Below are 13,239 nucleotides of genomic sequence, written 5' to 3' on the forward strand. Positions count from 1 at the left end.
AGTGACCGGCTTTTTTGGACTCGGGTCAAGATATACATTCTGCACTCTGTCACAGTTCAGGCTGTACCAAAAATTCAGTTTGCCGCCGCGCGGCGCGCTTCTCAGGCCCACGCCTGCCTTGACGTGGGCGGGGCGCAGTCTGGCCGTTCGGGTGGCCCCCAGGAGCCCTATGACTGTTCGCCGCTCTGCCCTGCCTGCTGCCCTGCCTGCTGCCCTGACCCTGTCTGTCCTGCTCGCCGCGTGTACGGCCCCCACGCAGCCCCCAGCGCCCGACGCGATGCTGGCCCCTGCAGCCACCCGCACCCCCACGCCCCCAGAACCGACCGCCGCACCCACGCCCACGACCGACCTCAGCAAGACCTATCCGGGGGGCCAGCCCATGACCGCGCAGGCGCTGGACAAGAGCGTGCCCCTGATTCTGGTGCATGGCCTGGGCGGCTTTGGGCGAGATGAGGCGCTGGGTCTGCGCTACTGGGGGGGCCTGCTGGACGTGGAACAGGACCTGCGCGCCCAGGGCTACCGGGTCTTTACGGCCAGCATGGGGCCCGTCAGCAGCAACTGGGACCGCGCCGCCGAACTGTACGCGCAGATCAAGGGCGGCTGCGTGGATTATGGCGCCGCGCACGCCGCGCAGCATGGGCACGCCCGTACCGACCCCGCCAAGTGCTACGCCGGCTTCTATCCGGCCTGGGACGCCGCGCATCCGGTGAATCTCTTGGGGCACTCGATGGGCGGGCAGACGGCCCGCACACTGGTCAAACTGCTGGACGACGGCCACAGTGCCAATGGGGCCAACGCCAGCGGCAGCCTGTATTCCGGAGGCCGTGCCGGCTGGGTGCGCAGCGTCATGACGGTCAGCAGCCCCAACAGCGGCAGCCCCGCCGCCGACACGCTGCAGGGCGCCATTCCCATGTTCAAGAACCTGATTCTGGCCTTTGCTGCCAGCGTGGGCGCCGCCGACCCCGAGAACTTCGTCTACAACTTTGACCTGGGGCACTGGGGCCTGACCCGCGCGCCGGGCGAGCGCTTCAGCGCCTACCAGAACCGCGTATTTGCTTCCAGAATCTGGACCAGCACCGACCAGGCCGCTTACGACCTGAGCCCCGACGGCGCGGCGGCGCTCAACCGCTGGGTCGGGCGCAGCCGCACCACCCGGTACTTCTCGTGGGAGACCAACGCCACCACGCCGGGCCTGCTAAGCGGCTGGCACTACCCCACCCTCACCATGAACCCGGTGATGTCGGTGGTGGCGTTTCCTTACGCGCCGCCCCTGAGCCCCGGTCTGGGCAACATTGGCGGGCGCAGTCCAGCGGGGGCCGTGACCTACGACCGCAGCTGGTGGCCCAACGACGGCCTGGTGCCCAACAAGTCCATGAACGCGCCCCTGAATGAGACCAGCACAGCCTACAGCAGCGGCGTTACCGCGCCGGGCAGCTGGTCACGGCTGGGCCGGGTGAGCGGCTACGACCACATTGACATCACGGGGAACCTGTCCTTCCGCGACGTGAAAGCGTTTTACCGCAATCAGGCGGCGTTCCTGGCTGGACAGAACTGAAGACTTGTTGCGCAGTAACTGAAGGGGCAGCGGAGCAACGTGAACCGTTGCCCCGCTGCCCTGCGCTTGGCTTCAGAGAATGGGGCCGTGGCGTCGACGTTGCCAGCGGAGATTGACGAGTCCAGCGACGCAGCCCCAGATCACGCCGTGCCGTGAGGGCTGGTTCCTGAAGAACTCCTTGCAGGCGCGGAACTTCTTGATGCGGTTGATGACATTCGCGGCGGTGATCCGCACTTTGGAGATCAGGCGGTTCAGCTCGCGTTGCTCTTGGCTCAACGCGCCCTTCCTGGGGCGCTTGGCGGGCACGATGGTCTCCTGGTCGGGATAGACCTTCTCTATTCCGGTGTACCCGCGGTCCCCCCACACCCGGACGTGCCTGGGAAGCCGAGTCATCAGCCGGGAACGCCGCAGCACCTTCATGTCGTGAGTGCGACCGCTGGCGGTCGCACTGAGGTGGACGCTCAGCCCCCCGGGCGTCACCGCCACCTGGGTTTTGAGGGTGTGGGTGCCCTGCTTGACACTGTAGAACCGCTTCTTGCCCCTGGGCCGCCCGACCGCCTTCTTGCCTGGCTTCTGCCCCTTCTTCACTTTCGGCTGCCCCCGGGGCTGCTCAGTTCCGTCCACAATGACGTCCGTCAGCCCGGGGAACACCTCCAAGAACTCGTCCAGCGAACGAATCTTTCTCGGCTTCTTGCTCGCTTTGCCAGGAGCTTCGTCCGGCTGGGCTTGGAGCGTCCGGGGACGCAGGGGAGCAGGCAAGGCCTGCTCCAACACCGGCAACAGGCCGTGGATGTTGCGGCAGACGTTCGCCGCGTCCAAATCGAACAGCAGGCCCAAGACGTGCATCGTGAAGTACTGCCGCAGATAGAGCAGCGTGACCAGCAGCCGCTGGCCCAGGTCCAGCTTGAAGGTGTTGCCCGCCCCGATGCGCCTCACCCGTCCGGCGCGCAGCAGAAAGCGGCGGTGGGCCTGCTCCCACAACAGCTCCAGTTCAATCACGAGTTGGTCAAACGCTGCGGGCGTTAACCCCACCAGCCGCTCGAAGGAACGCGTTCGGGACTTCAGCTTCTCCAGCCGCAACACCCCTGAGCCTACCTACCCTCAGCTCTACTGCGCAACGGGTCTTGAGAGAAAAGGGCTAGAGGGGTGAGGGGCAGGCAGGACCCCAGCGCCACTGGCCGGGGGGAATGAGGCCCCGCAGCAAGGCGGCGGCCTCCTGTTCATTGGAGGACAGCCGCCGCCAGCAGAGAGATAGGAGACTGCCGTAGTGCAAATCTTCCCCCGCTTCTGGCTGATCGTTGGGGCTCAGGACAGCCGTTGTTCTTGAAGCCTCTTCTTCCAAAGCCTGGAGCGGCGTTCATGTGCGCCCAACCCGGCTTCTGGCCCTTGACCGGCATGGTGGGGGCATGACCCCTTCACCCCGGCTGCATCCCGTCACCGACGACCCTGCGTGCTACGACGACCTGCTGGCCCAGATGGCAGGCGCGCGCTTCGTGCTGATCGGTGAAGCCTCGCACGGGACCCACGAGTTTTACGAGGAACGCGCCCGCCTGACGCGGCGGCTGATTGAGGAGCGCGGGTTTGAGGCGGTGGTCGCAGAAGCCGACTGGCCCGATGCCTACCGCGTCAACCGCTTCGTGCGTGGGCAGGCGCCGACGGACGCCCACGCCGAGGCTGCCCTGGGTGACTTTGGGCGCTTCCCACGCTGGATGTGGCGCAACGAGCCCACGCGCGACTTTGCGGCTTGGCTGCGGGCGCACAACGCACGCCGTCCCCAGGCGCAGGCTGGCTTTTACGGCATGGACCTCTACAGCCTGCACCGCTCAATGGACGCGGTGGTGGCTTACCTGGAGGGTGTGGACCCGGCAGCCGCCCAGCGGGCCCGGCAGCGGTACAGCTGCTTTGAGCCGTACGGCACCGACCCGCAGAGTTACGGCCTGGCCACGGGCTACGGGGTGGCCGAACCGTGCGAGGACGCCGCAGTGGCCCAGCTGGTGGAGTTGCAGGCGCGCACGCTGCGCAGGGCAGGCGAGGACATCCTGGCCGAAGACGAGCGCTTTTACGCCGACCAGAACGCCCGCCTGGCCCTGAACGCCGAACGCTACTACCGCGAGCTGTTCCGGGGACGGCAGGACACCTGGAATCTGCGCGACACCCACATGGCCGATACCGTGAACGCCCTGGCCGGGCATCTTGAGGCCCAGGGTCAGGCGGGCAAACTGGTCGTGTGGGCGCACAACTCTCACGTGGGCGACGCGCGGGCCACCGAGGTGGGCTGGCGCCAGGGCCAGGAAAATCTGGGCCAGTACCTGCGCCAGCGCCACCCTGGGCAGACCTTTGTGCTGGGCCAGACCACCTTTTAGGGCCACGTGACGGCCGCCGACGACTGGGGGCAGCCCGCACGCCACCAGGCCGTGCGCCCCGCCATAAGCGGCAGTGTCGAAGCCGCGCTGCATGCCCTGCGGCCCTCTCACTACTGGCTGAGCCTGCGCGGCGAGGTGCCACCTGCCCTGCACGGCGAGCGCCTGCAGCGCTTTATCGGCGTCCTCTACCGGCCCGCCACCGAGCGGCAGAGCCACTACCTGCACACCCGCCTGGCCAACAGTACGACGCCGTGCTGCACCTGGACCGTACGGGCGCCCTGGTGCCGCTGGACAGCCCCGGCGAACCACCCGAGCAGGCAGAAGCTGGGGAGCAGCCCGCCACCTTTCCCAGCGGCGAATAGGTCAGGGGTGCCGAGGCGCAGCGGCCCCAGAGCGCTTCTCAAATGCCAGGTTCCGCCGCCGCCTCAGCCCATTTGTGGGGAGGAGGTGGCCCAGAGTCGGCCGAGTGTGAAAGACTTAACCCCAGTGAGCTGCCTGCCCGCCTTTTCCCGTCCCCTGTTCGTGTCCTGTGTCTGCTCCGGCGCCGCCCCGCTGCCTGTCTGGAGGCCAGCGTGACGGGCGCGGCCGGGACGCTGCAGGCCCGCGTGCCCCTGACGGAACACGGCGGCGTGCTGTGCGAGCAGGCGCTGTGGCGCGGCCAGAGCGTCTTTGTCAAGACCCTGGTGGTGGACAGCCCCGAGGTGCAGCGCCGCTTTGTCCACGAAGGTCAGGTGGCGGCCAGCGTGGCGTGCTCCCTGATTGTCTCGCCGCTCCAGTGCACCCCGGACCACCTGATTTTTCCCTTTGTCCCCGGCGGCACCCTGCGCGACCGGCTGGAACAGGGCCAGCTGAATGTCGAGGAAGCCACGGCCGTCACGGCGGGGGTGCTGCTGGCGTCCGCCCACCTGCACGCGCGCGGCGTGACCCACCACGACCTCAAGCCGGAGAATGTGCTGCTGGCCGGGGGGGAGCCCAGTGCCCAGAGCGTGCGGGTCATTGACTTTGGCATGAGCCACGCCAGAGGCCTGCCGCTAGATATCCACAGCGGCACGCGCATGGGCACGCCGCATTTCATGGCGCCCGAACAGTTTCTGGGGCTGCGCGGCGACCCCCGCAGCGACCTGTACTCGGCGGGCGTGCTGCTGTTCGACTGCCTGGCCGGGCACCCGCCCTACGAGGACGCGCTGGGCTGGCTGGCGGGCATTCACGAACGGCGCGCGGCCCTTCCTGGCCCGCCTGAGCTGCACGGCGTCCTGCGCGCCGCGCTGGGCCGCCAGCCCGACGACCGCCCCAGCAGTGCGGGCGCCATGCTGGCCGAGGTTCAGGCGGCGCGCGTGGCCCTGGGGCTGACCCCGGTACCGGAGGACCTGTGCCCCTTCTAGCCTTTACGGGCAACCCCTTTCTGGCGGAAGAAACGCTGCGCCTGACCCTGCGGGCCCGCACGATAGACCCCCGCTCTCTTCCGCGCGTCAGCGGCGAGGACGTGACGCTGGACCTTCTGGACGCGCACCTGCAACCGGGCCTGTTTGGCGACGGCGGCGTCATCGTGGACCTGGCCGGGGTCAAGCCCGACAAGGCGCTGCTGGAGCGTCTGGTGGGCGCCGCCGTAACGGTGGCCCTGCTGGATGAGGCGCCCCCGGCCACGCGCCTGAAACTGTACGAGGCGCGCGGCGAGGTGATTCCTTCGGCCGCGCCCAGCAAGCCGGGCGACGTGACGGGCTGGGTCACCCAGCGGGCCCGCGCTCAGAAGGTGCCGCTGGATAAGGGGGCCTGCGCTTACCTGGCCGAGGTCTACGGCGCCGACCTGGCGGGCATCGCCGCTGAACTGAACAAACTGGCACTGCTGGACGGCCCCTTTACCCGGGAGGCTGTGCAGCGCGTGGTGGGCCTGGAGCCGCCCGGCGACAGTTTTGCCATGCTGGGCGCCGCCACCGCTGGCCGCGTCACCGAGGCCGTGACCCAGCTGCGCCGCCTGCTGGCCGCCGGCGAGGACCCCTTCAAACTGATGGGCGCGGTGGTGTGGCAGTACAGCCTGGTCGCGCGATGCGTGGCGCTGCAGCAAGAGGGCGGGCCGGTCAGTGAGGGCGTGGCCGCGCAGCGCCTGGGCGTCAAGCCCTACCCCGCCAAGAAGGCACTGGAGGTGGCCCGCCGCCTCAATGAAGCCAGGATTCGAACGCACCTGGAGCGTATTCTGGCCGCCGACCTCGCCATGAAGCGTGGCCAGGACGCCGGCACGGTCATGGAACGCCTGGTGGTCCAGCTGAGCCTGTAAGCGTGGGCGTGACGACTCAGCTGCACCAGCGTTGCGGCCCGCAATCCCGCCGCTGACTAGAGCGAGTGAGGCCGCGCGCAGAGGCAGGGCGCTTTTCCAGGCGTGGCCTTTGAGGTGCGCCGGCGGAGCTCAGCATCCACTGACCTTGCGGCGAGCAATTGACTGGCGAAACGCCATCTTGAACAACTGCCGACCGCACTATCAGGAAGATTCAAAGAGCGGCGCCGCAGCCGGGGACAGTTCTGCAGGAAAGCGCATAGAGCGGGATGCCCGGCATAACATGAACAGAGCCAGACGGGTGCCGGTGGATCAACAAAATACGCCGACCCTGCCCAGCCAAGGGCTGTTGCCTTCCTGCAGAGGTGGACAGTCCCTCTCTATCCCAGGGAGGCGGCAAGCCCCGCACCCATAAGCCGTTTGACACGTCTGCCTATCCTGGAGCCACCTCCCCTTCATGCCGACGCGGCCTCAGGTTGTGCCACGAGGAACACCTTGGCCCGCCTCTCTTTGTTCCTGACCAGGCATCCGCCGCAGCGCAGGAACAGCACCCTCTGTTCCTGGCTTGTCCCAGGGGCCCGGCTAAGGTCAGTGCAGGTTCAGTGCGCCCCGCAGGCGGCGGAACCAGCCCCCACCGGGCCACCGCCTGCACCCTGGAGGAACTACATGAAAAAAGCTGTTGTCCTGGCCACCCTGCTCCTGAGCAGCTCTGCTTTCGCCTCTTACCAGTCCTGGGCTGGCGGCGCTCCCAAGCGCACAGCAGCAGTGCAGGTAGACGGCGTCACCCGCCCCAGTGAAGCCCCGGATGGCGCGACCCGACCCAGCGGCGTCTCGGGTGCAGCCACCGAAGGAGCAGGTCGCCCCAGTGACCTGAGCCCTCAGGGCGGCATCAACGCCATCTGAATTCAGCAAGCCCAACCTGCACTCACCGACCATCCGGCCCTGTTCGGGTGGTTTTCCTCTGCCCTTTCCCAAACCCCCTGTCGCCTTTTTCCCTAAGGAGTGCTGAACTTGAACGTCATCCGTGTTGTTACCCTCATGCTGGCTGGCGCCTGCGCCCTTGCCTCGTGCAGCCAGACCGCCGAGCTGCCTTCCGCCTCCGTTTCGGCTGCGGCGCCGCAGACGACGCTGCTCTCGGCCCAGGCCATCAGCAACCGCACCGACATCGTCAACCGGGCCAAGGCGTGGGTGGCGGCGCGCGTGCCATACAGCCAGACCACGCTGCGCGACGGCTACCGCCAGGACTGCTCGGGCCTGGTCAGCATGGCCTGGGGCCTGAGCACCGCAGGCACCTGGGGCGGCCCCAACACGGCCACGCTGCCGGGGTACGCCGACAAGATTGGCTATAACGACCTGCTGCCCGGCGACGCTGTCAACAACCCCCGGACAGGCAACGACGGCCATGTGGTGCTGTTCGTGGAATGGAAGACCCCCAGTGAGGTCAACAAGCCGAATGACCGCGTGTTCATCGCTTACGAGGAGAATGGTGGGGCAGGCAAGGCCATCCGTTCAGAATTGACGCTGCGCAAGTTAACCAACGGCCGCTACACCATCGTGCAATACGGCGGCGAGTACGACCTGCTGCGCTCTAAAGCGGTGACTTCTGCGCCGCCCGCACCACTCCCCACGGTGACCCACAGCGGCAACGGCGACCTGACAGCGGGCGAAGGCCTGATGGCCAATGGTGACTCGGTGCTCTCGAACAATGGGCAGTACCGCCTGGCCATGCAGGCCGATGGGAATCTGGTGCTCTACAGCGCAAGCGGCAGCCCGCGCATCATCCCAACCGGCACCTACGGCAAACCCGTTCACCGCCTCGTCATGCAGAGCGACGGCAATCTGGTCATCTACGGCACGGGCAACCAGGCGCTGTGGGCCACGAACACCTCCGGCCGCGCGGGTGCCTGGCTGGCTATTGAGGACGGCGGCGCCCTGGTCCTGTGGCACGGCTCGCAGGTCGCGTGGCGCAGCGGGCCGGGCGGGTCACCCACGCCGCCCCCACCGCCACCAACCCATAACGACGACGACCTGCTGACGAGCGGCGAGGGCCTGAGCGCCACCGACGACTGCTTTCATTCCCGTGATGGGCGCTATCACCTGTGCCTGCAGAGCGACGGCAACCTGGCGCTGTACGGTCCCAGCGGGGTGCTGTGGACCACCAACACCGCCGGGCGCGGCCACCAGTTGCGGATGCAGGCGGACGGCAATCTGGTGCTGCTGGACGCCGGAGGCGCGAAGATCTGGGACACCGGCACGGGCGGCCACCCTGGCGCCGCTCTGGCGGTGCAGGTGGACGGCAATCTGGTCGTCTACCACAATGGGAACGTCATCTGGCAGCGGTAAACCGCACAGAGAACCAGAGGCCACACCAGGGCATATCCTGGGCGGCCTCTGGTCCGAGAGAGAAACTTTTACTTCAGGGTCGAGAGGGCGGTGTACAGCTCATTGACCTGCGAAGGCAGCACCACGATATAAGGCTGGTCGTTCACGATTCGGGCCTGGGCCTTGAGCAGAAAGCCAGTCAGAAGAGAAAGACCCTGCCCACGGGCCTGCTCGCTGCCCGGCGAATCCCAGAAGCCTTCAGCCAGACCCCGCCGCAACTGGTCCAGCAGGGTCTGAGACAGGCGGCCCATCGCGCCCGCCTCAAGATTCACTGTTCCGCCGTCCGGCACGATAATGACGCCCGAGTTGGGCATGTACTCGCGCACGCGGTTCAGTTCCTCCAGGGCCGCCCGGTAGCTGGGGCCACGGTCGCAGCGACTTGGGCAGGAGGGCAGCGCCGCCGCTGACAGCGCAGCTTGAGGCGCTGCATTGACCGGCACCTCCGTTGCTGCTTCACCACATGCCGTCAGCATAATCACCAGCGTAACCCATAGACCTTTCTTGGCTTTCCTCACAGATTCAGCTCCTTCTTCTCGGCGTCGCTGGCCGAAGCGCCCGCAGTATGGACCGAGCACAGGAACAGAGCAGGAACAGCGCCCTCTTCTGCCGTGTCACACGGCTTCTGCCCGTCACGGTAACAGATCGGAACAGGGGGCTTGGTTCTGTGCATCTGGACGCCGCCGTCCTCCTTTTCGTGACCCCTGAGTGCTGGCCAAGGGTGAGACCAATGGTCGCGTTCAGACAAGACCATTCTGATGTTGAGGCCTGACAGAGAGTCCACTGACAGACTTTGTAATCGCCAGAGGCCTAGCTGATCGACAACCTCTGAAGCCTTCTGCTCCAGACGGCTCTCAGAGCGACCTAATTTTTATCCCTCAACTGCTTTTGAGAGAGTAGCTTCATAGAGCAATGCCGCAAAACAACCGTTAATGACTCGGTGGCGGCACTGTCCCATCTTGCCTGCACCGGAAGACCGCTGCGAATCTATTTGCACCTTGGTCTCGACTCGCTGGACTTCTGAAGTTACAAGTCGCGCAGGGTAAAGCCGGGGGCCTCGTTCAGTTCATCTAGAAGCCGGCGGGCGTACCGGGCGTAGGCACGGTCAGCCGCCCCTTGATCACCCCGCCTCAGGTGACCGCGCAGCAGGCCGCGCTGGGCCTGTTCATTCATGGGGTCCAAGTCGGCGGCGCGCGTATATGCCCACAGTGACAGCGCCGGGTCTGTGGCCTGCATCTGCGCCCCCAGGGTCAGGGCCGCCGCCAGCGTCTCCGCTTCCACCTCACCCCGGAGCTCGGCAATCCATTCGGCGTCCTGCTGCGGCAGAAATGGCCCGACGTAAGCTTCTGCGGCGCGGCGCAGCGCTTCTGGCTCTCCAGACGCCAGAGCAGCGCGGGCCAGGCGGCTATCCAGACACACCTCAAACTCCTCGGCCAGGCGGTACAGTCCCGCCTCGAACGGCAGAGGATTGAACGTGACCGCTGGATGGGCCGCCAGCGCGCAGCGCAGCTGCCGGACCGCCACACGGAAATGTTCACCGTGCCGCCGTTCTGCCGAGCCGTCCCACAGAGCGTCCACAATGCGCTCCCGCGTGCCGGGGCCATGCAGGGCCAGCCACACCAGAATCTCGCCGGATTTGGCTCTGGGAAGATGCAGAGGCTCGCCCTGCACCTGGACCCGGAGGCTGCCCAGGGTCAGCAGGCCCAGCCGTAAACGGGGAACGCCCGGCGCAGCGGGGTAGGCCGGGTGCCCAGTAGTCACTTCACCGCCTCCCTGGCACAGGGCGAACAACTCCGTCAGCACCGCTGCGTCGGCGCGGAGCACGCTGCGTTCGGGGTGCTGCAGGGCAAGGCGCAGAGGGGCCAGGTGGGCAGCGTTCAGGCGGCCCATCTGCCGGGCCAGTTCGGCCAGATACGCCTGCGCCCGTTCCTGCACGCCGAACGCCGCCCTGGACTGGGCGGCCTGAGCAAAGTAAGTCTGGGCCGCTGCCCAGTCCCGCTGCTCAAAGGCAAACAGCCCCTCACACAGCGCCAGCTGATGGGCGGATTCACTGGCGCCGTGCGGCGCCGCGTGCCGCGCCCGCGCCAGCGCCTCGTTGGCGGCCGGCAGGTCACCGCAGCGCAGCGCCGCTTCGGCCAGCCCTGGCCAGATCAGCGGCGGCAGAGTGTCCAGCTTAAAAGCCGCGCTGCCAGCCAGCGCCGCCCCGTACAGCGCCCTGGCCTGCTCGTACTGCCCTGCAGCCCGGTGCAGGTCGCCCAGCGTGGCCTGAAGCAGCGGCTGCATGACGCTGCCTTCCTGTGTGGCCAGGGTCAGCGCCTGCGTGCCCACTGTCAGCCCCTCGTCAATCCGGCCCTGCCCCTGGAGGAGACAGGCCAGGTCGTTCTGAAGTGCCAGCGCCCGGCTGGGCATTCCAAGCGCCTGATAGACCTCCAGCCCCCGGCGCAGCGCCCGTTCGCTGTCGAGCGGCTGCCCCAGCACCATGTATGCCTCATGAACCAGCGCCAGGGCCGCGCCTAACCCCAGCAGGTCATCCTCGGTCTCGGCCTGCTCAGCGGCGGCCAGCGCTTCCTGTAAGCCAGCAGCCAGCTCGCCACAACCCAGCAGGGCACTGGCGCGCAGGCGCCGCAGGCTCAGGGTCGGTTCGTCAGGCTGGGTCAGGGCCAGGCCCTCATCGGCCAGGGACAGCTGCTCCTGAAAGCGTCCACTGCGGGCCGCCAGCGTCCCCAACGCAAACAGCAGCCGGCGGTCGCGGTGACCCTCGGCCCGTAGGGTCCGCAAGAGCGCCTCACCGCGCGCCGCCTCACCCGTTTCCAGCAGGGCCTGGCCCCAGGCCCGGCGCAGCTGTGGGGTCAGGTGGGCTTCGGGCAACTGCTCGACCACCTGGCGCACCAGCCGGGGTTCCCACCGTACCTCGTACCGGCGCACCAGCCGCTCAGCCAGCGCCAGCGCCGTGTCCTGCGCGCCCGCTTTCAGGTAGTGCCCCAGGGCGCGCACCTCCTCGCCGTCGGCCTCGGCCGCCTGCCCGGCCGCCAGATGCAGCTGCTGGTGGCGCTCTGGCTGCGCGCGCAGTTCAGCTTCCAGTAGGTTCAGCACCAGGCGGTGAGGCCGCGCGGCCTCGCCCCCCAGCGGCGTCAGGGGCAGGCCCACTGCCCGCGCCGCACGCAACCAGCCTGCGGGCAGGGCCACGCCCAGCCGCGCCAGCCCCGCTTCGTGCCAGGTGTCGGCCACCGCCGCTTCGGGCAGCCGAACGCGGACTTCGGGCGGCAGACGGCCCAGCACATCGCGCACCAGATCGTCGGGCAACAGCAGGGGCGCGGCGCCGCTGGCCACCAGGGCCAGGCCCGCTGGCCAGCCTTCCAGGGCCTGATGGGCGGCTTCGGGCGACTGAGCGGCCTGCCGCCCAGCAAAATACGCCTGGGTTTCGGGCAGAGAAAACGCCAGATCCTCTGCGCCCAGCAGCCGCGCCATTCCGGCAGCCAGATGGCGTGACAGTTGCAGAGGTGGGCGCTCGCAGCCGCTCAGCAGCAGGCGGTGGCCCTCGCCCAGGGCGCCCACCAGGGCGTCCAGCCAGCGGCCAGCGGCAGTCCCCAGCAGGTCGGCGCCGTCCAGCACGAGGTCCAGGTTCGCCGGGGCGCCGTCCAGGTCACGGGCGAGGGCCTGGGCGCGCGCGGCAGGCGCGGGCGACAGCTGGGCCGCCTGCCACTGCGGCACCTGCACCTCTGGCAGGGCCGCCTTCAGCGCCGCGACCACCGCCTGTTCCAGGGCGCCGCCCTCGGCGTGATCCTCCTGCACACTCAGCCAGGCCACGGCGCGGGCGGTCTGGCGTGCATGCTGGGCCAGCGCCGTCGTCTTGCCGTACCCGGACGGCGCGACCAGCACGACCAGCGGGGTCTCGGCCTCGGCCAATGTGGCCGCCACCCTGGCGCGCGGCAGTTCGCCGCGCAGAGGCCGCGGAATAACTGGACTGAGTTGGAGGTGTGCCATCGCCCGCCCTTCCCGCCCCGGTGTCTGGGCGGCGCGACCAGTGAGACGGATTTCGCTTCATTCCGGCACAGCTGGGAAGGCCCCGTCTGCACCTCCAGAGCACGAAATCCGCCGTTTCTCCTTCTCGCTTCACCCGGATTTCATCGGCGTCCGTAGGAGTCCCGGACGCCCAGTCTACGGGGTGAGACAGGCCCAAGGCTGCCCCCATCGGCCTGACCAGATGGCGGATGCGGCGGCCAGGGGACCACCCGGTCAGCCTGTGAGCTAGGCCTCCCCAGCCTCTCCGGCTTCCACGCGCGTTTCCACCACGATGTCACTATTCAGTGAGGCCGCCACCGAGCAGTATTTCTCGTGGCTCAGGTGCGCGGCCCGGTGCAGCGCCTCTTCGGTGATGCCCGCGCCGCTGGCAATGTGGCGCACCGTAATTTGCGTGTAGCGCTTCGGGGTGGTCTCGGCGCGCGTGCCCTCGACCTCAATGCGGTAGCGGGCCAGAGGGGTTCGGCGCTTTTGCATGATTTCCACGACGTCGTAGGCGGTACAGGTGGCCAGGGCGCCCAGCAGGGCCTCCATGGGCGACACGCCCACCTTGACGGCACTGTTGTCAATCAGCAGTTGGTGGCCGCTCTCACTGAGGCCCAAGTAGCGCTGCTCGCCCAGCCAGGTCACATTCAGGGTCTTCTTCATGCCCC

The 13,239-nt window shown here is 67.9% G+C and carries 9 protein-coding genes and 1 pseudogene; 6 read left to right on the top strand and 4 right to left on the bottom strand.

Translation table 11 applies throughout. The annotated features are described in order from the left end of the window. The first annotated feature begins 169 nt into the window (after positions 1–169). Positions 170–1,555, top strand: coding sequence for an esterase/lipase family protein (locus tag K7W42_RS00495; RefSeq protein WP_224571430.1), 1,386 nt, complete (start codon positions 170–172; stop codon positions 1,553–1,555). A gap of 72 nt (positions 1,556–1,627) precedes the next feature. Here the strand turns inward: K7W42_RS00495 and K7W42_RS00500 are convergent, their stop codons facing one another. Beyond that, positions 1,628–2,635: a transposase family protein gene (locus K7W42_RS00500; RefSeq protein ID WP_224571945.1), complete on the bottom strand. Its 1,008-nt coding sequence runs from the start codon at positions 2,633–2,635 to the stop codon at positions 1,628–1,630. Between the two features lie 395 nt (positions 2,636–3,030). Here K7W42_RS00500 and K7W42_RS00505 point away from each other — a divergent pair. The 5 genes and pseudogenes from K7W42_RS00505 to K7W42_RS00525 form a co-directional block, all read left to right on the top strand. Then, a pseudogene (locus tag K7W42_RS00505) lies at positions 3,031–4,098 on the top strand (erythromycin esterase family protein); the annotation flags it as partial. Positions 4,099–4,490: 392 nt separating this feature from the next. Then, the gene (locus tag K7W42_RS00510) at positions 4,491–5,300 is read left to right on the top strand and encodes a serine/threonine-protein kinase (RefSeq protein WP_369411302.1); all 810 of its coding nucleotides are present in this window, start codon (positions 4,491–4,493) and stop codon (positions 5,298–5,300) included. Further along, positions 5,288–6,190, top strand: coding sequence for a DNA polymerase III subunit delta (gene holA / locus K7W42_RS00515; RefSeq protein ID WP_224571431.1), 903 nt, complete (start codon positions 5,288–5,290; stop codon positions 6,188–6,190). The genes K7W42_RS00510 and holA overlap by 13 nt, the downstream gene beginning before the upstream one ends. Before the next feature lie 663 nt (positions 6,191–6,853). Next, positions 6,854–7,090 carry a hypothetical protein gene (locus tag K7W42_RS00520; protein WP_224571432.1) on the top strand — a complete coding sequence of 79 codons (237 nt, stop codon included), beginning with the start codon at positions 6,854–6,856 and terminating at the stop codon, positions 7,088–7,090. Between the two features lie 108 nt (positions 7,091–7,198). Then, positions 7,199–8,530, top strand: coding sequence for a hypothetical protein (locus K7W42_RS00525; RefSeq protein ID WP_224571433.1), 1,332 nt, complete (start codon positions 7,199–7,201; stop codon positions 8,528–8,530). A gap of 68 nt (positions 8,531–8,598) precedes the next feature. Here K7W42_RS00525 and K7W42_RS00530 read toward each other — a convergent pair whose 3' ends face one another. The 3 genes from K7W42_RS00530 to K7W42_RS00540 all read right to left on the bottom strand — a co-directional run bounded on the left by K7W42_RS00530 (position 8,599) and on the right by K7W42_RS00540 (position 13,234). Further along, positions 8,599–9,042, bottom strand: coding sequence for a hypothetical protein (locus K7W42_RS00530; RefSeq protein WP_224571434.1), 444 nt, complete (start codon positions 9,040–9,042; stop codon positions 8,599–8,601). Positions 9,043–9,592: 550 nt separating this feature from the next. Beyond that, positions 9,593–12,550 carry an AfsR/SARP family transcriptional regulator gene (locus K7W42_RS00535; RefSeq protein WP_224571436.1) on the bottom strand — a complete coding sequence of 986 codons (2,958 nt, stop codon included), beginning with the start codon at positions 12,548–12,550 and terminating at the stop codon, positions 9,593–9,595. A 264-nt stretch (positions 12,551–12,814) separates the two neighbouring features. Continuing rightward, entirely contained in the window at positions 12,815–13,234 is a 420-nt protein-coding gene (locus tag K7W42_RS00540) for an OsmC family protein (protein ID WP_224571438.1), read from the bottom strand. Positions 13,235–13,239: the final 5 nt, after the last annotated feature.

The sequence above is a fragment of the Deinococcus betulae genome (assembly GCF_020166395.1).
Taxonomy (GTDB): Bacteria; Deinococcota; Deinococci; order Deinococcales; family Deinococcaceae; genus Deinococcus; species Deinococcus betulae.

Excerpts from the sequence above, each read along its gene's own strand:
- K7W42_RS00495 (WP_224571430.1), top strand. The coding sequence starts at position 170 with ATGACTGTTCGCCGCTCTGCCCTGCCTGCTGCCCTGCCTGCTGCCCTG.
- K7W42_RS00520 (WP_224571432.1), top strand. The coding sequence starts at position 6,854 with ATGAAAAAAGCTGTTGTCCTGGCCACCCTGCTCCTGAGCAGCTCTGCT.
- K7W42_RS00530 (WP_224571434.1), bottom strand. The coding sequence starts at position 9,042 with ATGCTGACGGCATGTGGTGAAGCAGCAACGGAGGTGCCGGTCAATGCA.
- K7W42_RS00535 (WP_224571436.1), bottom strand. The coding sequence starts at position 12,550 with ATGGCACACCTCCAACTCAGTCCAGTTATTCCGCGGCCTCTGCGCGGC.
- K7W42_RS00540 (WP_224571438.1), bottom strand. The coding sequence starts at position 13,234 with ATGAAGAAGACCCTGAATGTGACCTGGCTGGGCGAGCAGCGCTACTTG.